Origin of the sequence: Streptomyces sp. NPDC047061, from assembly GCF_040643955.1 — a bacterium.
Taxonomy (GTDB): Bacteria; Actinomycetota; Actinomycetes; order Streptomycetales; family Streptomycetaceae; genus Streptomyces.
The window spans coordinates 16,295-41,059 of the sequence record NZ_JBEYVI010000026.1 but is presented as its reverse complement, the minus strand read 5'-3'; the positions used below and the strand labels follow the sequence as shown (position 1 = coordinate 41,059).

Sequence of the window (24,765 nt, the reverse complement as noted above, 5' to 3'; positions counted from 1 at the left end):
CGCCCGCGCCCCCGCCCGCACCTTCCTCCGTATCTGCGGCTCCGCCTGCCCCGGGGCACGCGGCGCGCCCGGCAGGTCTTCGTGCGCGACACGATGGTGGCGTTCGGCGGGGTGTCCGCCGTGTTCCAGATCGCGGGCCCGTTCGTGCCGCACAGCGCCTCCGGCGCGGTCGTCGGGCTGTCGGTGGGGGCCTGCCTGGGCTGGGGGCTGCTGCGGTCCCGTCCGGCGGCCCGGGTACGACAGGTGTTCCGGCGGCCCGACATGACGGTGGTCGTCGAGACGGGCGACGTGTTCGACCAGCCGGCCCATCTCGTCGTCGGGTTCTGCGACACCTTCGACACCCTGTCGGCCGGTGGCCGGGTCATCAACGGCGACAGCGTGCAGGCGCAACTGCTGGACCGCCGTTACGGCGGCGACGTGGACCGCCTGGACGCGGAGCTGGGCGCGGCGCTCGCCTCCGCCCGGCCCGTCGCGCGGGAGGACCGGGCGGACAAACCGCTCGGCAAGCTCGACCGCTACCCGGTCGGCACGGTGGCGGTGCTCGGCACCCGGCCCCGGCTGGTGTTCGGCGTGGCCTACAGCCGGATCGGCAACGACTACGTGGCCTCCTCCGGCGTCGAGGACCTGTGGCGGGGCCTGGGCGGACTGTGGGACGCGCTGCGCACGCACGCCCAACTGGAGGCAGTGGCCATGCCGTTGGTCGGCTCCGGGCTGGCGCGGCTCGGCCACCTCGACCGGGACAGCCTGCTCCGGCTGATCCTGATGTCCTTCGTGGCCCGCTCCCGGGAGGCCGCGATCTGCCGCGAACTGCGCCTGGTCATACGGCCCGGGGAACTGGAGAGCATCGACATGCGCGAACTGGCCGCGTTCCTGGGCGCCTTGGCGTCCGGATCGGAGCGGTAGCGCGGCCGGGAGTGGTAGCGCGGCACGGACAGGGGGGCACGGGCAGGGGGACGGGCGGCCCGCGGCCCCCGCCCCCCTGTCCGTGCTGTCCGTGCTGTCCGTCAGGCCAGTCGCCGGTAGGCCGCAAGGTTCCTGAAGTACGAGGTGTCACGCCAGTCCGGCCGGGTGTCGTCGAGGTCGCACTCGGCGCCCTTGAGCCGTTCGACGATCTTCGAGACGGCGGTCTCGGAGCCGTCGAACCGGATCACGTTGCGCCCCGCGAGATCCGCGGCGGGCCGCACCTCGCCGACCTCCACGATGATCGTCCGCTCCGGGTAGGCCATCAGTGCCATGCCGAGCTCGATCAGCACGTTCTGCCGGGGCTGGCCGGTCAACTGGGTCTCGTAGGGCTGCTCCCGGTCGCCCAGCAGGTGCGGATGGAGCTTGGCGACGTCGTCCGGGGTGAGCAGTACGAGCGCCGCCTGCGCCTGCGACAGCGCCTTCTCGATGACCTCGCCGAGGAACGGCGCGGTCCCCCCGGTGTTCCGCACCAGCCGCTCCCACTCCAGCGGACGCAGGTCGAGCCGGCGCAGCAGCCCGAACATGGCCGTGCGGACCTCCTCGTCGCGGCCGTGCACGACGAAGACGCTGCGGCTGCGGCCGTAGTCGGCGCGCGCCTGGGCCGCGCGCGCCGCCTCCTGCTCGGCGCTCTCCTTCGCGGACTGCCCGTCCTGCTGCGGGGTGTTGTAGACGTTGTACCCGAAGCCGCTGTTCCGGCCGCCGACGATGTTCTGGCTGTTCTCGCCGAAGGTGTGGCCCTGGCTCATGGTCACTTGCCTGCCTTTCCCGATGAACCGCCGTCCGACGGCCGGTAGTCGTACCCGAAGTTGCTGTTCTCGCCGCCGAAGATGTTCTGGCTGTTGTCGCCCAACAGGATGTTGGTCTGCGCGCGGTTGTGCTCGACGAGGTCCACGTCGTGCTCGTAGAGGAACGCACCGATGGTCTCGAGCAGCCGGCGCTCGACGATCTGCATGTACTTCACCGCGTCGGACTGCTGGAAGAAGTGGTGGTACGTCTCGCTGGTGGCCAGTTCCCGGACGCTCGCCAGCGCACCGCAGTTGCGCCAGCGGTTGACGTAACGGCCGATCCGGAACTCGCTGGTGTCCGTCGTGCGGTCCGAGAGCAGCAGCGCGATCGCGGCCCGCCTGGCCCTGCTGACCCGCCAGGGCTGCGTCCACCGGACCGCCCACCCGGGCAGGAACCGCTCCGGGACCAGCAGCAGCGGCCACAGCCACAGCGACATCCACCAGCGCACCATGGCCGTGAACATGTCCCACGCCACCCGCACCGCCAGCCGCCCGTCGACGGCGCTCGGCAGCTGGTCCACGAGATGGAAGTCCGCCACGAGCGGCCCGAGCACATAGGTGTAGAACTCGGTGTGCAGCGTGTCGCCCTTGAGGTCGAACCCGACGAAGATCGAGGTCACCAGCTCCTCGTCCCACGACCCGACGCGTACGCACAGGTACTCGCGGGCCGCGTCGTAGTCCTCCCGCCAGTGGATGCCGGACAGGCCGTCCGCGCCGGACAGGCCGTCCGCGCCGGGCAGTTGGGACCAGCCGGCGCCGGTGGTGCGGTCGTTGGTGCGGATCGCGGTGGTGTAGCGGCGCTGCTCGACGGTCAGCCCCTCGATCCGCTCGTCGGGGCGGGTCTCGTCGCGCAGGACGGCCCGCAGCCGGGCGGCGACCTCGCTGGTGATCTCGTCCACGGTGAACGAGACGACCTGCCTGCGCTCGACGGTGTCGAGGTCGGGCGGGGTGCCGTCCGTGCTCTTGCGCGCCATGATCCGGGTCTTCGGGGCGCCGAGCAGCAACTGCGCGTTGGACCAGTCCCGCAGCGGCAGGCCCGCGCCGACGAAGGGCCGGTAGCCGCCGTAGAAGACCAGTCCGCTGCGGCCGGCCTGCTCGTGGTCGATCTTGCGAGCGAGTGCGTCGGTCAGCCGGGGGTGCGACGGGCAGCCGCCGTCGAAGCCGCCGTCCGGGCCGCTCTCCCGCACCCGGGTCATCAGCACGTGCAGGGTGACGATCCGGCGCAGATAGGCCGCCGCCCACGGCACCCAGCAGAGCAGGACGACGCCGAGGAACGGGTTGAGCACCCCGTTGCTCAGCAGCACCAGGATCAGGACGTCCACGCCGACCGCGACCGCCCACTGGAGACGGCGCAGCCGGCGCGCGGCGAGGGCGTGGGCGAGGACCGACACGGCGTCGTAGCCGTAGGAGGGCGCGACGACCCGCCACCGCCGGTGGAGCAGTTCCCGGATGACGGCGCGCCGGTAGCCGGGATGGAGGTAGGCGCCGGCGGACAGCAGCCGGGTGGCTCTGGTGCGCGCGTACGCGCGGTGTTCCGGCGGCTCCTGCGGTGCCGGGCCGGGAGGACTGGGGTCGAGTACCTGTGTGGCCATGGTGGTTCAGCGCTCCGCTCGTGCGGGCGCACCCCTCGGGGCACGCCCCGGTGGGTGTCAGCCGGTCTGGGTGGCCGTGCCGCTGGTGATCACGCCGTCCTGGACGGTGTAGGTGGCGTCGTACGAGTGCGTCGTGCCGTCCGTCTGCAGGGCCTCGATGGTCAGCCGCACCTTGGTGCCGGTCACGGAGACGATGGCGATGGTGTCCTGCGCGGTGGTGGAGTAACCCGAGACGAAGCTGTCGTAGCTGGAGTCGAGGTTCTTGCCGCCGAGGGCCCAGGCGGTCTGGTAGTCGTGGGCGGAGATCGCCGCGAAGTAGGCGGTGACGACTCCGCCCGGCCCGCTGCTCGCGCTCGCGTTCGGGGTGTCCGTGGCGGTGGCGGTGTCGGTGGCGGTGTCCGTCGGATAGGTGTCCGTCGGGTAGGTGCCCCAGCCGTCGGTCGCGGTCGCCTCGGGGGTGCTGGTGTCGCCGTACGGCCAGGCGGACGCCGTCGTCGGGTCGGCATAGGTCGGCAGGCCGCCGTCGCCGCCGCCGTCCGACCCCGAGGTGCCCGAGCCGTACAGGCCGGAGCCGTCACCGGACGACCCGAACGCGGCGGACGATCCGGACGATCCGGAGCCGCCGGACAGGCCGCCGATCAGGGCCAGGAGCAGGGTGAGCAGCAGGGGCGTGGCGATCACCACGAGCCCCCAGGTGCGGGCGGGGCCGCCCGGAGGTATCAGCCCCGGGGCGCTGTAGAAGGGTGGCGCGCGGTGGGTGGACGGCGGGTCGGGACGCTCGGCGGGCGGCGTCAGCCCTGGGTCGGTCATGGGGTTCTCCAGCGGTGACGGCAGTGCACCGGGCCCGCTCCGGCCGACCCGGCGGCAGGCCCGCACGGTGACGGACCTGTCCTGGGCCGGCGGTGAACAGCGGTGCGCGGCAAGGCGGTTGACGCCTCCGATGCGACCAGCGCCACCGCTTCCGTGGCCAGAACCGAGCTGCTTCCGATCCGCTTCCGGCCCGCTACGGACCCCTTCGGACCCACCGCCCCGCCGCCCGCGCCCCAGCCATGGGAAATCTCCCCGCCCGCCGCCACGCCATCACCGGATCCGGCCACCGGCGCCCAACGGCGGGAAGGTGAAGGCAGGCGCCCCGGCGCATCCCGACTCCCCGTCCGTTCCCGCCGTTCCCGCCGTTCCCGCCGTTCCCGCGCGGGAACGGCACGGCACCTCGCCGCGTCACCACGACTCGGCCTGCAGGAAGAGCGTGATCACCTCCGCGAAGAACCAGACGGAGAACCCGAGACAAGCAAGCCACAGCCCCCACAGGACCCAGCGGGCCTCTCGCCGCATGCGCATGAACGGATCCTCCCCGTCGCGGTCCCCGAGCGCCTCACGAATGCACGCATGGCTCCAACAGCCCCTCGACGAGGGCGAGTTACGGGAAGACCATGGTGCCCCAGCGGTGACCGGGGCACCGGGCAGGGGGGTGGGCTGCGATGTACGACGCTCTGCCGCGCGAGTTCGGTGGTCGGCGCTCATGGTGGGAAGAGCCGCGCGGCGAGGACCCGCTGGCCTTGTCAGCGAACCTGGTCGCTCTGTGGCCCGATGCCCTCGATCCTGGCCGGAGTTCCGTCCGGGGCGAACGAGTGGTGGAAGGTGAAGGCGTGCGGCGCGGAACCGTGGTCGCGGAGGTGCTCAAGTCTGGAAACCCCGTCCTGCCAGGTGGGTATCACGCCGTCGGAGACCCACCAGAACACGTGACTCGGGTGTCCTGTCCTCTCGAACCAGTCGTAACGCCTGTTCAGCGCCTCACGGTGCGGACCGGTGTAGACGGCGTCGAAGGCGGAGCGCAGGTCGGTCCAGAGTGAGAGGGTCGCGGCCAGGGCGGTGGTCTCCGCCGTACGGCCCTTGCCGTACCAGGCCGGTACGGCGAACTCTCCCCAGACATCCCAGTCCGCCTCGAAGAGCACACCCCGGTCACCGCCTGCCGCTTCAGCGTGCGCGAGGTACCCGGGATGCTGACTGATCTTCGGGTAGACGGCCTCACCCATGTCGTAGAAGTCGCGCGTGAGAGGTGCGCGATCGGCGAGAGGTGACTTCAGGACGCCGAATGTGTACAGCGCAAGACGGGGCATGCGTCTCTCCCTGGTCGGGGGTGCCTGCTGTGGGCCCGGTTCGGTGGCGGTGAAGGTAGCTGCCTCTGCGGCCCATGTCGAAGTTGCGTTCTCCCTGTCCAAGTGGCCTCCTGCACCTGGGCGGATTCCGCTGCCGCAGCCGCGCCTGCCCGCTTTACCACGACCGGGTGAATCCCTCAGGTAAGCGGCAACCGCACGCCATCTGCACATGTCCCACATTTTGCTTTCGACAGCAGACATCTGAGGGGGACCCATGAGCAACCACCAGCCGCAGCATTCCGGATGGGTCGGCCCGCAGCAGCCGTACAGGCAGCCGCCGTTCCTGCCGCAGCCGCCGAAAAAGGGACCCGGCGCAGGGAAGATCATCGGTTTCGGCTGTCTCGGCCTCATCGGCGTGGCCGTCGTCCTCGGCATCGCCACCGCATCCGTCGGCGGCAGCGCCTCGAAGCCCGCGTCCTCCACCACGACCGGCAACAGCGCGGCCGCGGGCGCCAAGGACGACAGCAAGGAGGCCGGTGACGAGAGGGCCGACGGCAAGAAGGCCGACGCCCCGAAGACCGTCGTCTTCAAAGTCTGGGGAACCGCCCCGGCCGGAGTGCTCGGCGGTCTCGACATCACCTACGGCTCCGACAGCGACACCCGCCAGGGCGCGTTCAGGGACGGCGGGTTCGAAGCCACCCTGCCCTTCAAGAAGGGGGCGATGTACTACACGCTCAACGCCCAGCTGCAGGGTTCGGGGGACATCAACTGCAGCGTGACCGTGGACGGCCAGACGAAGTCCGCGCACGCGTCCGGCGGCTACAACATCTGCGACGCCCAGCTCAGCAGCGACTTCACCGGCGGCTGGCAGTAGGGGCGGCCGCGGATTCCCGCCCGCCCGTCCGTCCGTCCTCGAACCGAACAACTGCCCCGGGGGAACCATGACCGACGCCGGCCCACCACCGATGCCTTCGTACAGCCCGACACCACCGGTGAAGAAGTCCCGCACCAACCTGATCATCGCGGCATCGGCCGCCGCCGTCATCGCGGCCGTCGTCGGCACCGGAGTGGTCGTCGCGCACTCCGGCTACGGCAGCAAGGCGGCCGCGGCCGCCGAGCCGGCAGGCGGCGCCACGGAGCCGTCGGCCACGGAGACACCGACCACCACGCCGTCGTACGACGAGGTGACCGCCGACAGCTTCACCATCGAGCTGGGAACCACGAAGCGGCAGTGTTTCGGGACGGCCGGCTGCAGTGTGACGGTCGAGCCGGAACTCACCTACCTGGGGGACAGCGAGAGTATCGACCCGGACGCCGTGTACGAGATCACTTACGAGATCCACGGCGACGAGTCCGGCCCGGTCATCGAGACGGCCGAACTGTCGGACCGGACGAGTCTGAACTACACGCCATCCATGATCAGCACCGCTTCGGCGGGTACGCATGTGTCCGTGGAGATCACCGACATCACCGCCCGGGGATGATGAGGCACGTCGAAGGCCGGATGTGCAGCGGCCTTGCTTCCCCCTGTCGGGCTCAGCGCCGTTGCCGTCGGGACCGTTGTCAGTGCATACGGCTATGGTCTCTGGCGCGCGGTCGGCTTCCGGGGGTTCCAGCTCTGAAGGGAATGGTTGCATCCCTGGTCTGCCTGAGGGCGGCCCGGAGACTCGTCCGGGACCCAATCGGCGGCTGGGCTTCGTCGATGGCCAAGCAGTGACCTGCCAGCGCCGACCGCGCACCGCCTCCGTCCCGCGGCGATGGTGGCTGCCCTGATCGACACCTTGCACAGCGCGGCAACCACGGTGCGGGCCTTCGTGGGAGGCATTCTCGAGGCACTCTCATCGTGGTGGCGGTGGGTCGGTGCATGCGGAGGGAACCGGCCTGAGGCGTGATGCGGATGCTCCGGAGTCCGGCGGCCTGTGGATGTCGAGATGGTGCCGCGTGCTCCGTCCCAGGGGCATCAGCGGTCGCGTGGCCGCCACGGGCCGTACGAGGAAGAGGGAGAGATCGGCATGGCGATTCAGCGGATGGACAACGTGGGCATCGTCGTCGAGGACATGGATGCCGCGATCGCGTTCTTCGTGGAACTCGGGATGGAGCTGGAGGGCAGGGCGGAGGTCGAGGGTCTCTTCGCCGACCGGTGCACCGGGCTGGACGGCGTCCGCTGTGACATCGCGATGGTGCGGACCCCGGACGGGCACGGCCGGCTCGAGCTGGCGAAGTACCGCAGTCCCGCGGCGAGCAGCGCCGGGCCGCGCGACCGGCCGCACAACGTTGTGGGCACGCACCGCGTCATGTTCGCGGTCGACGACATCGAGGACACCGTGGCCCGTCTGCGCCCGCACGGCGCCGAACTCGTCGGCGAGATCGCCCGGTTCGAGGACAGCCATCTGCTCTGCTACCTCCGCGGCCCGGAGGGCATCATCGTCGGACTGGCCGAGCAACTGCGCTGAGAAGTAGCAACCGGACCACGCGGTGCGGGGCGGGGGCCCGACATCGCCTACGACCCTCAGCCGCGATCGCGGTCGGCTCCGCTTCCGGAGTCGGTGCCGCCGCCCAACTGGTCCGCCAGGCAGGCGAGGTAGAGCGCCATGGTGGTCCGGTGTTCGCGCAGCGGGCGGCCGGTGATCTGCTCGATCTTGTTCATCCGGTAGACGACGGTGTTGCGGTGGACGTGCAGGGCCTCGGACGCCCTGACCAGGTTGAACCCGCTCTCGCACCAGGCGGTGATCGTGTCGCGGAGCGCCGGCCAGTCCGGCTGGGTGCGCAGGTCCGCGGTCGTGAGGTCGAGCAGGCGGTTGCGGGCGGACTGGCTCACCGCGGTCAGCACCTGGTGGACCCGCAGATCGGTGATGAGGTGGACGGCGGAGCCGCCCGCCACGCGGGTACCGAGGCGAAGCGCCTCGCACGCGTCCTGGTAGGAGTCGTGCAGCCCGCCGACGGAGGTGGCCGGCTCGCCGATGCCCGCACGGGCGGCCAGCCCGTCCTGGGCGGCGATGGCGTCGGTGACGCGGCGGCAGTCGGCGGCCAGGGACTCCGTGGAGCCATGGGCCGGCAGCCGGTGCAGGACGCCGATCCAGCCGGGGGCCGTGGCGGCGATGATGTCCTGGGGGTCGGCGAAGACCTCGCCGACGGTGCGGAGCAGTTCGGAACGGACCAGCGCCAGGGTGGGCGCGGCCTGGCGGTACGCGCTCTGACGGGGTGCGCTCCGGCGGTACGTGCCCTGGCGGTGGGCCGCGTGATGGTCGGCGCGGTGGGTGCCCTGGCGGTGCGCGGCCGCGGTGGGCACGGTCACCTCGAACGCCACCGCGACCCGCCGCAGCCGCAGGTCGAAGCCGAGTTCGGCGGCCCGGAACACGAGGAACTCGCCCTCGACGACCTCGGGATCGTAGGCGGCGATGTCGGCGAGCAGCTTCTCGCCCGCGCGCTCGGCCAGCAGCCGGGAGCGCAGCATCACGGACTCCCGCAGCAGGATCTCCGTCTGCCGTTTCACCAGCAGCCCGAAACGCCGGACCTGGGCCGGCGTCCCGGTGATCCCGACCGTCCCCACCGCCTGCCCGCCCGCGATCAACGGCAGCGTCATGCCCGGGCGCACACCGCGCAGCTGCTGGGCCTGGGACGCGTTGTGCGTGGCGGCCTCCTGGGTGCGGACGACCTGCACGGACGCCTCGTGGAAGGTGCCGACACGGCTGCTGTCGCCGCTGCCGATGACCATGCCCTCCGCATCGGTGATCAGCACGTTGAAGCCGATGACGGCGGAGGTGTCCCCGGCGATCTCCTGCGCGAGTGACGGGCTCAGCACGGGCGTTCCTCCCGTCGCGGGGCGGGCCTGGCTTGGACGCACCGTACAGGGAAGGGAACGATTCCAGCCACAACTGTGTACGAAGTGACCGGTGACGTACGGCGGGCCGCTCCTTAGCGTATGGCCCCAATCACCTCCCCGCCGGGGGCACAACGCGGTGAACGGCGGGCTCCCTCAGCCGGAACGGAAGGCCCATGCCGATGATCCGTGTGCGCTCCATCGCCGCCTCTTTGTCAACTTTCCTCCTGCTTTCCTCCGTTGCCGCCTGCGGCTCGGGCGGTGACGACGCCCCGAAGAACGTCTCCGCGAAGACCGCCGCCCTCGGCACCCTCACACCCGGCGTCATCAAGGTCGCCGTCGAGCCGTACGCGCCGTACACCACCGTCCAGGGCGGCAGGATCGTCGGCCTGGACGGCGACATCCTCGCCTACGCCGCCAAGAAGCTGGGCCTGGAGATCAAGCCGCAGGTGACGGACTTCGCCGGCATGCTCGCCGGGGTGCAGTCCCGCCGGGTCGACATCACCGTCGGCGGGGTCGCCTGGTCCGCCGACCGGCAGAAGCAGGGCCTGTTCACCGACCCGCCCTACTACTCGCCCCCGGCGATGGCCGTCCGCGACGGCAAGACCTACAGGACGGTCGACGACCTGGAGAACCTGAACCTCGGCACGGTCGAGGGCTACGTCTGGGTCAAGTCCATCCAGTCCGTGCCCGGCGCCGAGCTGCACGCCTACCCGGACGCCAACGGTGTCTTCGACGACCTCGGCGCGGGCCGCATCGACGTCGGCTTCCTCGACCCGCTGCTCATCATCGCGGCCCAGAAACAGCGCCCGGATCTGAAGATCAGTACCGAGTACCTCACCCCGCCCACCGCCGCGCAGGTCAAGGCGAAGCCCGCGTACTCCTACTTCCAGCCGTACCAGACCGGCTTCTACCTCCCGAAGCAGGAGCCGAAGCTGGAGAAGGCGATCTCCGCGCAGATCGACGCCATGTACAAGAACGGCGAGTTGGCGAAGCTCATCAAGAAGTACGGCGGCGATCCCGAGCAGTTCCTCAAGCCCTCGGCCGGCATGGCCGCCGCGCGCCAGGGCGTCGACCGCCCCGCCGACTGGACCCCGCCGACCATCGGCTCCACTTCTTCCGCCGGCCAGTGAGGGGATGACATGTCCGGCTTCTTCCAGGTCCCCTGGTCCGACTACCGCCCCGACCTGACCGCCGCGCTCGGCCGCACCGTGTCCTACACCGTGGTCAGCTTCGCCGGCGCGGTCGTCCTCGGCCTGGCGGTGGCGCTGCTCCGGCTCAGCCGGGTGTGGCCCGCACGGGCGCTCGCCGCCGTCTACACCGAGGTGTTCAAGAACGTCCCCCTCCTCGCCATCATCTTCCTCTCGTACTTCGGCCTGGCCTCGGCCGGCATCCGGCTGGACGTGTTCACCGCCGGCTGCCTGAGCCTCGTCGTCTTCTACGCCGCCTACCTCTCCGAGATCTTCCGCTCCGCGATCAGCGGGGTGCACGCCGGACAGACCGAGGCGGGCGAGGCACTGGGCCTGGGCCGGGCCGGCATCTTCGGCCACGTCGTCCTGCCGCAGGCCGTCCGGCTTGCCCTGGCCGGCACCAACACCATGCTCGTCGACCTGCTGAAGTCCACCTCGCTGCTCGTCACCATCTCCGCCGCCGAGCTGATGTCGGAGGGGCGGCTCATCACCTCGGCCACCTTCCGGGCGCTGGAGGTCTACCTGGTCATCTCGGCCGTCTACTTCGCCCTGTGCTACCCGCTCTCCCAGCTGCTCCTGCTGCTGGAACGGAAGGTACGGGCCGGCGTCCCCCTGTCCCCGTGGCGACGGCGCCGGATCCGCGCCGCCCGCGCCCTGCTCGCCGCCGACCTCGGCGCGGGAACCGACCGGAAGGAGGCGGTCGTATGACCGAGCCTGTCACCACGACCGAGACCAGGACCACGTCGTCGTCGCCCACCGGGGCGGTCGTACGCATCCGAGGTCTCCGCAAGGCCTTCGACGGCCGTACGGTCCTCGACGACGTGAACCTGGAGGTCGACCGGGGCAGCATCGTGAGCGTCATCGGGCAGAGCGGCGGCGGGAAGACGACGTTGATGCGGTGCGTCAACCTGCTGGAATCCCCGGACGCGGGCACCGTCGAAGTGGCCGGCGAAGTCGTCCACCAGGACGGCCGGAAGGTCTGCCGCGACCTGCCCGGACTCCGCCGCACGGTCGGCATGGTCTTCCAGCGGTTCAACCTCTTCCCGCACCTCACCGCCGTGGAGAACGTCGTCCTGGCCCAGCGCACGGCCGGTGTCCCCGAGCAGGCGGCGCTGGAGCGGGCCGTCACGCTGCTGCGCCGGGTCGGCGTGGCCCACCGCGCCCTCGCCCAGCCCGAGATGCTCTCCGGCGGAGAACAGCAACGCGTCGCCATCGCCCGGGCCCTCGCCCTCAGACCCGAGGTGCTGCTCTTCGACGAGCCCACGTCCTCCCTCGACCCGGAGGCCACCCGCGAGGTGCTGAGCGTGATGCGGGAACTGGCCGCGGACGGCATGACGATGCTGCTGGTCACCCACGAACTCCCCTTCGCCCGCGAGGTGTCCGACCACGTCGTCTTCGTCGACCGCGGCCGGATCGTGGAGGAGGGCAGGCCGCAGGACGTCCTGGACCACCCCGCCCAGCCCCGGACCCGGGAGTTCCTCGCCGCGTACGGATCCGCGTCATGACCACCACACCCGGCCTCGGCGGCGACGGCCCCGTGGTGGTGGTCGGGGGCGGCGTGGTGGGCCTCTGCACCGCCTACTACCTGGCCGAGGCCGGCGTCCCCGTGGAGGTCGTCGAGCGCCGCGGCCTGGCCTCGGGAGCCTCCCGCGGCAACGCGGGCTGGATCTGCCTCAGCCACTCCACCCCCGTCCCGGCCCCCGGCGTCGTGCGCTACGCCCTGCGCTCACTGGGCCGCCCGGACTCGCCCCTCTACCTGCGGCCCCTGCCCGACCCGGCCTTCGTACGGTGGCTGTGGCGGTTCTGGCGCAGCAGCACACCGGCCGCCTTCCAGCGCGGCTACGCGGCGATCGCCGAGCTGAACCGCGACACCTTCGACCTCTTCGACGGCCTGCACGCGGCCGGCGTCGACACCACCCTGACCCGCCCCGGCATGGTGCACGCCTTCCTCTCCCCGGCCGAGGCCCGCCACCACCTCGCCGTCCAGCGCGAGATGGCCCACGACCGCTACCCGCTCCCCGACGACGTCGTCACCGGCTCCGCGGCACGGCTGCTGGACGAGGCGCTCTCGGACCGGGTGCGCGCCGCGTACCTCGTCGAGGGGGAGGGCGTGGTCGACCCGGAGGCGTTCGCCCGTGCGCTCGGCGAGGCACTCGCCGCATCCGGGGTGAAGATCCACGAGAACGCGGAGGCGACCGGCTTCCGCACCTCCGGGAGCGGGAGCGGGAGCGGGAGCGGGGGCGGGGGCGGGGGCAGGGTCACCGCCCTGCGCACCACCCAGGGCGACATCCCCTGCGCGGCCGTCGTCATCGCGGCCGGCACCCGCTCCTCGGCCCTCCTCGGCCGCCTCGGCCATCCGCTGCCCCTCCAGGCGGGCAAGGGCTACAGCTTCTCGGTCGACCTGGACCCGGCGCCCCGGCACACGCTCTACTTCGGCGAGCGCCGGGCCGTCGCCTCACCGATCGGCACGACCACGCGCATCGGCGGCACGATGGAGCTCAGCGGCAACAACAACCGCCTCGACTGGCGCCGCGTCGTCGCCGTCGCCCTCGCCAGCCGGCACTATTTGGGGCGCTGGTTCGACGACCCGGACGACCTGGTCGGCCTGATCCGCGACCCCTGGGTCGGCGGACGGCCCTTCCTCCCCGACGGCCTCCCCGTCATCGACCGCGTCCCGGGCCACGCCAACGCCTACGCGGCCACCGGCCACGGCATGCTCGGCGTCACCCTGGGCCCGGCCACCGGCCACCACCTCACCCGGTACCTCCTCACCGGCCACCGCCCCGAACCCCTGACACCCTTCGCCTTCGACCGGATCCGCCGCTGAACAACGACCCCACCGCTCCCACCGTCGGCCCCACCGCCCCCGCCGTCGGCCGCGGCACCCGGCAACGGGGCGGCACCCGGCAACGGGAGCGGAGTCAGGACGGCGGCTGGAGAACCGCGTCGATGACATAGATGGTGGCGTTCGCGGCCTTGATGTTGCCGCAGACGATGTTCGCCTTGCCGTTGACCTTGAAGTCGGTGCCCGAGCCCGACGTGGTCAGTTTGCTGCCTTCCACTGTCTTGAAGGAGCCGTGGGAGAGCTCGTCCGGGGTGATCTGCCGGTCCACGACGTGGTAGGTCAGCACCTTCTTCAACTGCCCCTGGTCGGCGAGGAGCGAGGCCAGCTGTGCCACGGTCACCGTCTGGAAGGCATGGTCGTCGGGGGCGAAGACCGTGACGCCGGGCTTCCCGTCGAGGGCACCGTTCAGTTGCGCCCTGACCGCGGCGGAGACCAGGTGGCTGAGTTGCGGAAACGCGGCCGCGGCCTCCACGACCTTGTCCTTGACCGTGCCGACCTTCTGGGAGAGCCCCGCACAGCCGGGTCCGAACGTGCCCGAGGGGCTGGGAGACGCGTCCTGCGCGTGGCCCTGCGACGCCGTACCCATCAGCGTCAGCGGGACGGCGACCAGGGCTGCCGCCGTGGCGTTCGCCGTGCGCATACGCATGCGAGAGAACCTCATCGCAACCTTCCTCCCGTGGAGGCGTGAACACTGCAGAGGTCTGGACTGCGCCATGACCTCGGGGCATCGTCACCGGGCGACTCAGCGAGCGTATCCAGCGGCAGCCGACGGCCGCATCTCGAAGGCCCGGGCCCCGCGCAGGCCCGGTGCCGGGTGGCCGCCGGAGCGTCGTTCGACCGACCTGACCACGGGTTCGTGCTACGAAGCGGAAACCTTCCCTCCACGGAGAGTCACCGACAGGCGTGCCCCCGACGACGCTTCCCGCTCAGCTCGCCTGAAACTTGCCAGCTCCTGATCCCGGGCGCACTGTGGATACTGCCTGCGACGAGAGATCAGAGACCACCATGCACACCTGGGGCAGGCGCGATACTCGCCCATTCACCGGTGCTCGTTTGGACGCGTCCGCCGCGGTAGGCGTACTGGACCGGGACGGCTGCATCACCCGCTGGAGCAGTGGTGCGCAGGAACTGCTCGGATACGCCCCTGCCGAAATCATCGGCAAACCGGTGGACGACCTGCTGACGGCCGAGGGCACGCTGCGGCACCGCGACGGCCTCCCGCTGCAGGCGCAGGTGAATCTGTGTCCGCTGCAGGACACCGATCGGGACTGCGGCTTCCTGCTCCTGCTGACGGCCGTGCCCGAGGCCACGACCGGCACCGACACCACCGGCACTGGCACCGGCACCGGCACACCCCGGGAGGCCCTGCTCCCGCAGTGGACGTTCGAGCAGCAGCCGCTTGCCGTGGCCATCTGCGACCTCGACGCGTGCCTGTTGCGCGGGAACCGGCCGATGCTCGGCGTGGGGGGCTTCTCCGAGGAGGAGGCCCGCGGTCGGCGCCTCACCGAGATCCTCCAGGGCAACGCGATCGAGGAGGTGGAGCGGCGGGTCCTTCGCGTGGCCAGGACCGGGAAGGCGGAAGCGGCGGAGCCCATCGTCAGGCTCCCCGGGGAGTCCAAGGCGCACGCCTGGGCCATGGACGTCTTCCCGCTCAAGGACGCGGACGGCTCGGTCTGCGCGGTGGGCGTCGCGGCCTCCGACTACTCCCAGCAGTACGACTCCAGGGAGCGCATCGCCCTGATCAGCGAGGCCAGGACGCGCGTGGGTACGAGCCTGGACATCGTGGGAACCGCACGGGAATTCGCGGAACTCGCGGTCCCCCGCTTCGCCGACTTCGTCAGCGTGGACCTGCTGGAACCCGTCTTCCACGGTGAGCTGCCCGCACCCGTCCTTCCTCGGGGTGCCACCGCCCTGCGCATGGCGGCATACCAATGGGCTGCCGGACACCGACTCGACACGCTGATCAGCACCACGGACGTACGCACCCATCCACGGTCGTCGCCGGTCGCCCGGTGTCTGGCCGAGGGCCGGGCCGTCCGGCACAGCACCGACGATCCCGAGATCACCGGTTGGCTGGCCGAGGACCCCGTCCAGACGTCCCTCGCGAATACCTTCGGCCCCCACTCGCTCATCGCCGTGCCGATCCGTGCGCAGGGCGTCTCCCTCGGGGCAGTCCTGTTCGTCAGGTACGCGGCCTCGCACGAGGAATCCTTCGGCCCGGACTGCACGGCGATCAGCGAGGACCTCGTCGACCGGCTCGCGATCTGCCTGGACAACGCCCGCCGGTTCACGCGGGAGCGCGGCATCGCGCTCGCACTGCAGCGGGCCCTGCTTCCCCGGGAGTCGGCCGTGCACCCCGCGGTGGAGACGGCCGCCCGTTACCTGCCCGCGGGCGGCGGCGCGCAGGTGGGCGGTGACTGGTTCGACGTGGTGCCGCTGCCCGGAGCACGGGTCGGCCTGGTGGTCGGCGACGTCGTCGGCCACGGCATCAACGCCTCCGCGACGATGGGCCGCCTGCGTACCGCCGTGCGCACCCTCGCCGACATCGACCTGCCACCCGAGGAACTCCTCACCCACCTCGACGACATCGTCACCCACACCGCGGGGGACGATGTCGTCGATCCCACCCGTGAGATCCCCGGCGACGTCGGCGCCACCTGCCTGTACGCCGTCTACGACCCGGTCTCCGGCACCTGCTCCCTGGCCCGCGCCGGCCACCCCGCACCCGTGCTGATCCACCCGGACGGCACCAGCAGTGTCATCGACATGCCCTGCGGCCCTCCGCTGGGACTCGGCAGCCTGCCGTTCGAGGCGGCGGACGTCATCGTGCCCGAAGGGGGCCTGCTGGCCCTGTTCACCAACGGTCTCCTCACCACCCGGAACCGCGACCTCGACGAAGGCTTCTCCGACCTCTGCGGCGCCCTCGCCCTGCCGGCCACCTCGCTAGACGCCCTGTGCGACACCGTCCTGGACACCCTGTGCCCCGAACCGCACGCCGACGACGTCACCCTGCTCCTGGCCCGCCCCCGCGTGTTCGACGAGGACCGCCTCGCCAGCTGGGACCTGCCCGGCAACCCCGCGGTCGTCGCCGACGCCCGCAGGCTGGCGGCGGAGCAACTCGCCCTGTGGGGACTGGCGGAGGCCGCGTTCGTCACGCAGCTGGTGGTGAGCGAGCTGGTCACCAACGCGATGCGGCACGCCGGAGGGCCGATCCGGCTGCGGCTCATCAAGGGCGAGACGCTGATCTGCGAGGTCAGCGACGGCAGCAGCGTCAGCCCGCACCTCCGCAGGGCCCGGGTGTTCGACGAGGGCGGCCGCGGCCTGTTCATGGTCGCCCAGTTCACCCAGCGCTGGGGCACCCGCTACACCCGCACCGGCAAGACCATCTGGGGCGAACAGGTGCTGCACATGCCGTAGCCACGGCAATCCTGGGAGTTCGGAGCTCAGGCCGCAAGGTGTCCGTGCCCGGCAGGAAGAAGTGGGACACCGTCAAGGATGCGATGTGTCACAGGTATGTCTGCTGACCCCAAGCCCGAGCTTGAACCTGGCCGGCCGTGGCGGCGGCGCAACCTCCGCCGTCTCATGGTGGCGGCCGTCGCCCTCGGCCTGGTGGCGGTGGCGGTCGTGGGAGCGCGGGCCTGGCAGCAGGACAAAACGGACGACAGGACCCGGGCCCGCTTCGCCCAACTGTCCAAGGATCCGCTGCTGACCGCGCTCGGCACCCGCTTCGGGCGCCGCCATGACGGGCCCGTCCTGCTGCGTTGCCGGCAGACCCCGGACGACTCCCTGCCCCCGCAGTTTGGCCGCCGACGGCTCTGGTGACCGCCACCGACGGCAACCACGGCCGGGCGGTGGCCCGCACGGCACGTCTGCTCGGGCAGCACGCCCATGTCTTCGTCCCGCAGGGTGTGCATCCGCAGGCAGTGGCCGCCATCGTCGCCGAGCAGGCGAAGGTCACCGAGGTGGCAGGGTCGTACGACGAGGCCGTGCGCCTGGCGGCCGAAGCGGCTTCCGGACCCGACGCGGCCCTCGTCCAGGACACTGCCTGGGAGGGCTACGAGCAGATCCCGGGGTGGATCGTCGAGGGCTACTCCACTCTGTGCGTTGAGATCGACGAGCAGTTGGCGGCCGTGGGCGCCGTCAGACCTGACCTCGTCGCCGTACCGGTGGGCGTCGGGTCGCTCGCTCAGGCCGTGATCACCCACTACCGCAGCCGTCCCTCCGGGCAGGCTCCCGCGCTGCTGTCGGTGGAGCCGGAGGCCGCGGCCTGCGTCCTGGAAAGTCTCACCCTGGGCGAATCCGTCAGCGTCACGACCGGTGACACCACCATGGCCGGGCTGAACTGCGGCACACCGTCCAGCATCGCCTGGCCCTACCTCTACGGCGGGCTGGATGCTGCCGTGGCCATCCCCGACGCGGACAGCGCCCGTGCGGCCGCCGACCTCGCCGCCCTCGACGTCTTCTCGGGTCCCTGCGGAGCCGCGCCGCTCGCCGGTCTCCGGGTGGTCCTCAGCGGCACAGGTGCCGAAGAGCGCCGAACGGCGCTGGGGCTCGACGACTCCTCGGTGGTCGTGCTGCTGAGCACCGAGGGCACGGCCGCCAACCCGCACGCCGGCGCCCACCACTGACCACGCGACACCCAGGAGAACCCTGTCGGAACCGGCATGCCCGCGTGCCGCGCCCACCGCCGCACCCCTGATCACGCGGGGCGGCGTCAGACCTCGGAAGGACCGCATGCTCCCCGAAACCGCCTCGACTCCCGTACCCCGTGATCCCCTGGACTCGGACCCGGCCCGCCTGCTGGCCCGGCTGATCGCCATCGACTCCGTCAACCCGGACCTCGTACCGGGCGGGGCCGGCGAGACAGCCATCGCCGGCTTCTGCAGCGAATGGCTGGCCGCTCGCGGCTTCGAGGTCCACAGCCTGGAAAAGCGTCCCGGCCGGCCCTCACTCGTCGCGATCGCCCGCGGCACCGGCGGCGGCCGCTCCCTCATGCTCAACGGCCACCTCGACACCGTCAGCCTCGCCGACTACGACGGTGACCCGCTCGACCCGCGGATCCGCGACGGCCGGATGTACGGCCGCGGCACCTTCGACATGAAGGGCGGCATCGCGGCCATGATGGTCGCCGGCGCCCGAGCTGTCGCCCACGGGCCCCTGCGCGGCGACGTCATCATCGCCTGCGTCTCCGACGAGGAACACGCCAGCTCGGGCACCGAGGAAGTGCTGGAGTCCTTCACGGCCGACGCGGCGATCGTCGCCGAGCCCAGCCATCTCGAAGTCACCCTCGCCCACAAGGGCTTCGCCTGGTACGACGTGGAGATCGAAGGCCGCGCGGCCCACGGTTCGCGGCCCGAACTGGGCATCGACGCCATCGCCAGGGCCGGGCACTTCCTGGTCGCGCTGGAGGAACTGGGACATCACCTCGCGCAGGGCCCGGCCCACCCCCTCCTGGGCACCGGCACCGTGCACGCCTCCGTCATCCATGGCGGCGAGGAGCCCTCCACCTACCCGGCGCACTGCCGCATCACCCTGGAGCGCCGTACCGTCCCCGGCGAGAGTGCCGACACCGTCGAGCGCGAACTGACCGCCGTACTCGACCACCTCACCACCATGGTCCCCGACTTCCGCTACCGGTTGATGCGCGGGCTGCACCGCGAGCCCTTCGAGGCCGACTCCGACGCCCTGATCGTGCGCACCCTCACCCGCCACGCCGAGCAGGCCCTGGGCCACCCGCCCGTGGTGCGCGCCGAGTCCTTCTGGACCGACTGTGCCCTCCTGGACCGCGCCGGCATCCCCTGCCTGCTCTTCGGCGTCGACGGCGAAGGCGCCCACGCGGCCACCGAGTTCGTGGACCTCGCCTCGCTGGACCGGCTCACCGACATCCTCACCCACACCCTCGCGGACTTCTGTTCCTGAGCCCTCGGCCGGCGCCCGCCCCCGGGCCTGGTACGGAACGAAAGACGCACCATCATCACGGCCGATACGCACACGAGCCTGCTCCCCGAAGCGGACCTGGCGATCGCCGAGGTCGCTGTCCGGCTCGTCCCGCGCGCCCGCGCCACCCCCGAAAACACCGTCCCCGAGGCGGAGGCCGAGCCGGACGACGCGGACCATCCCGGCCCGGAGTCCGTGCCGGCGGGCCCTTCCCCGACAGGTGCTCGGCGGCCAGGTCGACGGCATCGTGAACCACGTACTGGTCGGGGAGTCCCGAGGGCGTCAGGGGCTCGGGGGGTCCCGGAGGGCTCAGGTATCGAGGGCCCGGAGGGGCGCGCGGGTGTGGAAGGATCGGGTCCGTGAATGGGCTTCCCCCGTCCGGTGCGGGTGCGGCAGGCGGTGGTGAACTGCGGCGTGTTCTGGAGCGCTTCGACGTCGGCGTCGTGGTCCGGCGGATGGAGGCCGGGTTCGGACGGTTGCCGGCCTACACCCGGTTCGAGTGGCCGGTGGACCGGACGGCCGTGGTGCGCTGGAACGTCGACCTCGTACTGCGCTGGATGATCAACGGGGTCCCGCCGGACAGTTACCTCCGGTCCGAACTGCACGAGTTCCTGCGCGTCCGGGCTGTCGCCGGCCAGCCGATCGAGGACAGCATCCTGGTCTACCGCCGTGGTGCGCGGATGTTCTGGGAGGCACTGCTCGACCTGGCGGACGACGAGGAGCGGGCGGTGCTCGTCGCGGAGTGGGACACGGTCTGGGGCTGTCTGGAGGACTACCTCGACTTGGTCGTGGACGTGTTCGTGCGCGCCTACGCCGACCAGCAGGACGCGCCGTCCACGGCCGGAGACCGGCGCGCCCGAGCCTTGTTCGACCGGTTGTGCGCGCGGCTGCCGGTCACGATCGAGGACCGGGACCGGGCTGCCCGGCTCGGGTTCGACCTGGCGGAACCGTATCGTCCGTTCACCGCCCTGCTGGCCGGGGCCACGGTCGCCTCGCACGCCGAGCTCGCGTCGCGGCTGCGCACGGCAGGGGCGCTCGCGTTCACCGAGGGGGTCCGGGTGACCGGGCTGACACCGTCCGGGTTCGGCTGGGGGGCGTTTCTCGAGGACCCGCGGCTGATCCTGGCCCAGGACCCGCCACTCGCCCGCGACCGGCTCGGCGCGGCGGTCGACGGCCTGCGCGCGTTGCTCGCGATCGCGGCCCGGTCCGGACGCCGGGGCCGGGTACGCGCCGACGACTACCTGCCCGAACTGCTGCTGGCCGACTCCCCGGAAGCCTCCGACCGGATCGTCCGGCGGGTCTTCGGTCCGCTGGAGCGGGCCGAAGCCGTGGATCTGGCGGACACTCTGCGGTGCCTCGCCGTCCACGGCTTCGACAGCACTGCGGCAGCGGCCGCGCTGCCGGTGCACCGCAACACGCTGCTGTACCGGACGGGACGGATCGAGAAGCTGACCGGTCTGTCGCTCAAGGACCAGCGGGACCGCACCCTCGTGCTGCTCGCTGTCACCTGGGAGGCCGTCGCGCCGGCTCTGCAGTCGGCCTCGGGGCGGTCGGACGCCTTCGACTAGGGCCTGTCTCGCCACGGGGGACCCGGCCGGGAAGACCGATCGGCCGAAGGGAGCCGACCGCTGATCAGTACGGGTTCCGAGGCGCAGAACCCGCCGTGGTGCGACCGGTTCAGGACCGCGGCCGAAGCCGGAGGCCGCGCGGAGGACCGACCCCGGGGAGGACCGACCCTGCGGAGGACCGACCCCGCGGCGGATGGAGTCAGGCCGGTCGGGCGATGCCCCGGATCCGGCGTGCCAGGCCGAGCTGCATGGCGCCGAGCATGATCAGCCACAGCCCCGCCAGGAAGGACAGCGTCAGCAGCGACAGCCCCGGCCAGACCAGCAACGTCAGGCCGGCCAGGACACCGAGCAGCCCGATGAAGACGTTCCATGCGCGGCCGGGCAGGCCGGGATGGTCGACCGCCGCGAACACGGCGGTGAAACCGTCCACGATCCAGTAGACGCCGAGCAGCAGCCCCAGCGCGAGCACCGTGATCAGAACGTGCCGGATCGCGTACAGCCCTAGCAGCAGGCTCACCACGCCGAGGACCGCGGTGAGGGTGCGGGCGGTACCGGTCTCCCCCAGGCTCGCCGATCCCACCAGCCGGAAGACCCCGGTGGCGATCAGCTGGGAACCGAGGACCACCGCGAGTACGACGAGGGTCGGACCGGGCCACGCCAGGGATATGACGCCGATGACGATCGAGACCAGCCCGTAGAGCAGATGCCAGGTCCAGGAACCGCCCAGGCGGGCGACGGGGCTCTTGTTCATGCCGCGAAGCTATCGGCGCTCCCGTTGGGCGAACTCCCAAAAACCCGCCGGGCCTTCGTGCCCTCGCACAGGGCGGCAGGGCGTTCAATGGAGCCGCGGTCCCGGCGCGGGACCCGCGGGGAGTGGCCGCCGGGGCAGTGCCCGTCGGGGCAGTGCCCGAGCGTCGCGGAAGCTGTCCGGAAAGACCTGTTCCAGTTGCCTACACGGGGAGTGCGAGGACATGGCCGGTCCCGTCGACTGGGAAAGCTTCGCCGTGATGACCGGAGGCGCCAGCGGTGCCCTCACCGGCCTGTTGTTCGTCGCGGTGTCCCTCAACGCCAACCGGATCGCCCGACACCCGGTGCTGCGCGCGATCGCGGCGCAGACCCTCGTGCTGTTCCTCGCGCCGCTGGTCATGGCGACGATTCTGCTGGTGCCCCGCCAGGCCGACCGGGCGCTGGGCGCCGAGCTCATGACCGCCGGGCTGGCCGGGGGCCTGAGCCTGCTGGCCATCGGACGACGCAGGCGCGCTCCGGTCACCGCCGACAAGCGACTGACCGGCCTCTTCGACCGCCGTGACACCAGCATCGCCGTCATGCTGCTGTTCATGGCCGGCGGAGCCGTCCTGGTGTCCGGCAGGCCCGCCGGGCTCTACCTGCTGCTGCCCGCCTCGCTCGTGGCCTTCGTCAGTGGGGTGCTGAGCGCATGGAACTTCCTGCTCCCGCCGCCGGACATGCTGTAGCGGTCTCGCGCAGACGGCCCGTGCCCGACGCGTGCCGACAGCACCGGGGCCGACGGTGACCACGGCAGCGGCCCCCGCCCACCGGTGGTCGTCGGCCCCCACGCACCGGCTGCCATGCGTGGGCTGCCTCCCCTGTGTACCGGCGAGAACCGGTCCGCACCGAGCATCTGGAAGGTGACAGCCATGTACGCCACGCCCCGGGCCGGTGTCGGGCCCGCGGCAGTCGGCCGGCTGCGCGGTGTACTCCACGACCTCGACAGCGAGGCGCTGGCACGGCAGTTGACCCGCGATCTGAGCGACACCCCGGTCGGACGAATACCTGGCCATGGTTCCCGGGCAGGAGCCATGGAGGACATCGTCCGCCGCAGCCTGGAACTGGTCAGGAACTGGCTGCTGAGCGGACAGGAGCCCGGCGGGGACGTGCTGTCGGAGCTGTACGAGGCGGCGCGCGAGGCGGCGCGACACGGCCTCGCCGCCGAGGACGCGATCCGTGCCTGCTGCGGTGCGGCGCGGGCGGTGCGGAGCACCGTGACGGAGGCCGGCCCGCCCGAGGGCGGTGCCTGGCCGCCGCCTCACCTGGAGGTGCCGTGGGCGTTCCTCGACATGGCACTGACGACCGTCACGCGGGCGTTCGCCGACCACCGGGACCTGCCGTCCGCCGACGGCGACTCCCGGGCGGCGACGCTGTTCGCCCGGGTCTGCGCCCGGTCGGCGACGACCATCGAGGACCTCGACCGGGCGGAACGGCTGGGCTTCGAACTCGCCGGCCCCCACTGCCCGTTCGTCGCCGCGATCGACGGCGGCTCGGCCGCCGCGCACGCCGGTCTGGCGGCACGTCTGCGGTCCGTGGGCGCACTCGCCTGCACACAGGGGCACCGCGTCGCCGGGCTGACCGGTCCGGGCTTCGACTGGGCCGGCTTCCTCGCCGACAGCGCGCTGATCCTCGCCGCCGAGTCGGCCACCGCCGCCGACGGGCTCGCGGAAGCGGTCGGCAACCTGCACGACCTGGTCACCCTGGCGGGCCGGGCCGGACGCCGGGGACGGATCCGCCCTGACGACTTCCTGACGGAGCTCATGCTCGCGAACTCCCCCCGGCTGGCCGAGGACATCGTGCGGCGGGTCCTCGGCCGACTGGACGCCGAGGACCCCTCCGGGACGTTGTCGCAGACGCTGCGGTGCCTGGCCGCGCACGGCTTCAACCGGACCGCGGCAGCGGCGGCGCTCCCGGCCCACCGCAACACCCTGCTCTACCGCATCAACCGGATCGAGAAGCTGACCGGCCTCGACCTCGACCGGCACGCACACCGGGAACTGGCCCGGCTGGCCGTCGTCTGGAGAGACACGACAGGCGGCGACACCCTGGCCCGGCCCGAGTGAGAGCCGACGGGGGCCGCCGGGTGCACCGACGGGGCACGGCCCGGCCTCGGAACAGGCTCAGGGCGGCCGGTGCCGGACGACGACACGCCCCGGCACCGCTCGCGGTCGGCATCCCCGACTTCCCTGCCGTCAGGGGTTGTTGCCGTGCACAACAGCCGGTCGAATCCTTGGCCCTGTGCACAGTGCGAGCGGTGCAACGCTGACGGCGGCAGGACAGAACCGGCCGGGCGTCCGCCCTGACGGCTGCCGTAGCGAGGGAGGGATGCGGGCATGACTTCCGCACCGAACACGATCGTCCTGATCCACGGCCTGTGGATGACGCCACTCGCCTGGGAGCACTGGGCGGCCCGGTACGAGGAGCGGGGCTTCACCGTGCTCACGCCCGGATACCCCGGGATCGAGCCGGGGGAGGCCGGGGTGGCGGCGCTCCGCGAGGACGCCTCGGCGATAGGCGGTGTCGGGGTGCGGGAGGTGCTGGATCATCTCACCGCCGTCATCGGGAAACTCGACTCCCCGCCGGTCATCATGGGGCACTCGTTCGGCGGGACGTTCGCCCAGCTCCTGGTGGGCGCCGGGCTCGGGGCGGCCGGAGTGTCGATCGACGGCGCCGCGGTCAAGGGCGTGAACGCGATGCCGTTCTCGGAGCTCCGCTCGGTCCTGCCGGTCCTGAAGGACCCGGCGAACGCACACCGGGCCGTCCCCCTGACGGCCGAGCAGTTCCACTACGCCTTCACCAACACCCTGGACGAGGACGCCTCCCGGCGGGCCTACGACCGTTACGCGGTGCCGACGCCGGCCCGCATCCTCTTCCAGGGCGGCCTCGCGGCCGTCACCCCGCACGCGGCCACGACCTTCGACTTCGCCGACGGTGACCGGGCGCCGCTGCTGTTCGTCTCCGGCGGCAGCGACCACATACTGCCCCCGGTCGTCCAGCGGCAGAACTACGAGAAGAACGCGAAGCACTCGACGGCGGTCACCGCCCACACCGTCTTCGACGGCCGCGACCACTTCACCTGCGGCGAGCCCGGCTGGGAGGCCGTCGCCGACTTCGTCCTCGACTGGGCACTGAGCCCGCGCGCCGGAGTCCTCGACGCCACGCCCGGCGAAACCCGCTGACCAC

Annotated in this window: 22 protein-coding genes and 1 pseudogene; 16 read left to right on the top strand and 7 right to left on the bottom strand. The window is 71.8% G+C overall.

Features of this window, described 5'->3' with window-relative positions; translation table 11 throughout:
- The first annotated feature begins 81 nt into the window (after positions 1–81).
- Positions 82–903 carry a macro domain-containing protein gene (locus ABZ887_RS31235; RefSeq protein ID WP_361296437.1) on the top strand — a complete coding sequence of 274 codons (822 nt, stop codon included), beginning with the start codon at positions 82–84 and terminating at the stop codon, positions 901–903.
- 101 nt (positions 904–1,004) lie between these two features.
- Here the strand turns inward: ABZ887_RS31235 and ABZ887_RS31230 are convergent, their stop codons facing one another.
- The 4 genes from ABZ887_RS31230 to ABZ887_RS31215 form a co-directional block, all read right to left on the bottom strand.
- The gene (locus tag ABZ887_RS31230; protein WP_361296738.1) at positions 1,005–1,709 is read right to left on the bottom strand and encodes a nucleotide-binding protein; all 705 of its coding nucleotides are present in this window, start codon (positions 1,707–1,709) and stop codon (positions 1,005–1,007) included.
- A 2-nt stretch (positions 1,710–1,711) separates the two neighbouring features.
- A complete protein-coding gene (locus ABZ887_RS31225) occupies positions 1,712–3,340 on the bottom strand; it encodes a hypothetical protein (RefSeq protein WP_361296434.1) in 1,629 nt (542 codons plus the stop codon).
- A 57-nt stretch (positions 3,341–3,397) separates the two neighbouring features.
- A complete protein-coding gene (locus ABZ887_RS31220; RefSeq protein ID WP_361296430.1) occupies positions 3,398–4,150 on the bottom strand; it encodes a hypothetical protein in 753 nt (250 codons plus the stop codon).
- Between the two features lie 749 nt (positions 4,151–4,899).
- Complete coding sequence (locus tag ABZ887_RS31215; protein ID WP_361296427.1) at positions 4,900–5,457, bottom strand: DUF3291 domain-containing protein; 558 nt, start codon at positions 5,455–5,457, stop codon at positions 4,900–4,902.
- A 253-nt stretch (positions 5,458–5,710) separates the two neighbouring features.
- On the opposite strand from ABZ887_RS31215, the gene ABZ887_RS31210 reads away from it, so the two are divergent.
- From ABZ887_RS31210 to ABZ887_RS31200, 3 genes are all read left to right on the top strand, one after another.
- Complete coding sequence (locus tag ABZ887_RS31210; protein WP_361296424.1) at positions 5,711–6,310, top strand: hypothetical protein; 600 nt, start codon at positions 5,711–5,713, stop codon at positions 6,308–6,310.
- A 67-nt stretch (positions 6,311–6,377) separates the two neighbouring features.
- Positions 6,378–6,920 carry a hypothetical protein gene (locus tag ABZ887_RS31205; protein WP_361296421.1) on the top strand — a complete coding sequence of 181 codons (543 nt, stop codon included), beginning with the start codon at positions 6,378–6,380 and terminating at the stop codon, positions 6,918–6,920.
- Positions 6,921–7,448: 528 nt separating this feature from the next.
- Complete coding sequence (locus tag ABZ887_RS31200) at positions 7,449–7,889, top strand: VOC family protein (RefSeq protein ID WP_361296418.1); 441 nt, start codon at positions 7,449–7,451, stop codon at positions 7,887–7,889.
- A 56-nt stretch (positions 7,890–7,945) separates the two neighbouring features.
- Here ABZ887_RS31200 and ABZ887_RS31195 read toward each other — a convergent pair whose 3' ends face one another.
- Positions 7,946–9,238: a sugar diacid recognition domain-containing protein gene (locus tag ABZ887_RS31195; RefSeq protein WP_361296415.1), complete on the bottom strand. Its 1,293-nt coding sequence runs from the start codon at positions 9,236–9,238 to the stop codon at positions 7,946–7,948.
- Between the two features lie 194 nt (positions 9,239–9,432).
- Here ABZ887_RS31195 and ABZ887_RS31190 point away from each other — a divergent pair, with 194 nt between their 5' ends.
- Genes ABZ887_RS31190 through ABZ887_RS31175 form a run of 4 tightly spaced genes read left to right on the top strand, consistent with a single transcriptional unit; the run spans position 9,433 to position 13,273 of the window.
- The gene (locus ABZ887_RS31190; protein ID WP_361296412.1) at positions 9,433–10,389 is read left to right on the top strand and encodes a transporter substrate-binding domain-containing protein; all 957 of its coding nucleotides are present in this window, start codon (positions 9,433–9,435) and stop codon (positions 10,387–10,389) included.
- A gap of 9 nt (positions 10,390–10,398) precedes the next feature.
- Positions 10,399–11,154 carry an amino acid ABC transporter permease gene (locus ABZ887_RS31185; protein ID WP_361296409.1) on the top strand — a complete coding sequence of 252 codons (756 nt, stop codon included), beginning with the start codon at positions 10,399–10,401 and terminating at the stop codon, positions 11,152–11,154.
- The gene (locus ABZ887_RS31180) at positions 11,151–11,951 is read left to right on the top strand and encodes an amino acid ABC transporter ATP-binding protein (protein ID WP_361296406.1); all 801 of its coding nucleotides are present in this window, start codon (positions 11,151–11,153) and stop codon (positions 11,949–11,951) included. Before ABZ887_RS31185 ends, ABZ887_RS31180 begins: the two co-directional genes overlap by 4 nt.
- On the top strand, positions 11,948–13,273 hold the full coding sequence (locus ABZ887_RS31175; RefSeq protein ID WP_361296403.1) for an FAD-dependent oxidoreductase: 1,326 nt from the start codon (positions 11,948–11,950) through the stop codon (positions 13,271–13,273). The genes ABZ887_RS31180 and ABZ887_RS31175 overlap by 4 nt, the downstream gene beginning before the upstream one ends.
- A 94-nt stretch (positions 13,274–13,367) precedes the next feature.
- On the opposite strand, the gene ABZ887_RS31170 is transcribed toward ABZ887_RS31175, so the two are convergent.
- Positions 13,368–13,937 carry a fasciclin domain-containing protein gene (locus ABZ887_RS31170; protein ID WP_361296400.1) on the bottom strand — a complete coding sequence of 190 codons (570 nt, stop codon included), beginning with the start codon at positions 13,935–13,937 and terminating at the stop codon, positions 13,368–13,370.
- Positions 13,938–14,344: 407 nt separating this feature from the next.
- Between ABZ887_RS31170 and ABZ887_RS31165 the strand changes: the two genes are divergently transcribed.
- The 5 genes and pseudogenes from ABZ887_RS31165 (at position 14,345) to ABZ887_RS31145 (ending at position 20,796) form a co-directional block, all read left to right on the top strand.
- A complete protein-coding gene (locus tag ABZ887_RS31165; RefSeq protein WP_361296397.1) occupies positions 14,345–16,708 on the top strand; it encodes a SpoIIE family protein phosphatase in 2,364 nt (787 codons plus the stop codon).
- A gap of 96 nt (positions 16,709–16,804) precedes the next feature.
- Positions 16,805–17,113 (top strand): hypothetical protein, encoded by a 309-nt coding sequence (locus ABZ887_RS31160; protein WP_361296394.1) that lies wholly within the window; start codon positions 16,805–16,807, stop codon positions 17,111–17,113.
- A pseudogene (locus ABZ887_RS31155) lies at positions 17,107–17,919 on the top strand (pyridoxal-phosphate dependent enzyme); the annotation flags it as partial. The gene ABZ887_RS31160 and the pseudogene ABZ887_RS31155, both read left to right, overlap by 7 nt.
- A 106-nt stretch (positions 17,920–18,025) precedes the next feature.
- A complete protein-coding gene (locus ABZ887_RS31150; protein ID WP_361296391.1) occupies positions 18,026–19,210 on the top strand; it encodes an ArgE/DapE family deacylase in 1,185 nt (394 codons plus the stop codon).
- Positions 19,211–19,587: 377 nt separating this feature from the next.
- Entirely contained in the window at positions 19,588–20,796 is a 1,209-nt protein-coding gene (locus ABZ887_RS31145) for a helix-turn-helix domain-containing protein (protein WP_361296388.1), read from the top strand.
- Between the two features lie 199 nt (positions 20,797–20,995).
- Here the strand turns inward: ABZ887_RS31145 and ABZ887_RS31140 are convergent, their stop codons facing one another.
- Entirely contained in the window at positions 20,996–21,547 is a 552-nt protein-coding gene (locus ABZ887_RS31140; RefSeq protein WP_361296385.1) for a DUF308 domain-containing protein, read from the bottom strand.
- Between the two features lie 220 nt (positions 21,548–21,767).
- Here ABZ887_RS31140 and ABZ887_RS31135 point away from each other — a divergent pair, with 220 nt between their 5' ends.
- The 3 genes from ABZ887_RS31135 to ABZ887_RS31125 all read left to right on the top strand — a co-directional run bounded on the left by ABZ887_RS31135 (position 21,768) and on the right by ABZ887_RS31125 (position 24,761).
- Positions 21,768–22,268 (top strand): hypothetical protein, encoded by a 501-nt coding sequence (locus tag ABZ887_RS31135; protein ID WP_361296382.1) that lies wholly within the window; start codon positions 21,768–21,770, stop codon positions 22,266–22,268.
- Positions 22,269–22,451: 183 nt separating this feature from the next.
- Positions 22,452–23,645 (top strand): helix-turn-helix domain-containing protein, encoded by a 1,194-nt coding sequence (locus tag ABZ887_RS31130; RefSeq protein ID WP_361296379.1) that lies wholly within the window; start codon positions 22,452–22,454, stop codon positions 23,643–23,645.
- Positions 23,646–23,915: 270 nt separating this feature from the next.
- Positions 23,916–24,761 (top strand): alpha/beta fold hydrolase, encoded by an 846-nt coding sequence (locus ABZ887_RS31125; protein ID WP_361296376.1) that lies wholly within the window; start codon positions 23,916–23,918, stop codon positions 24,759–24,761.
- Positions 24,762–24,765 lie beyond the last annotated feature (4 nt).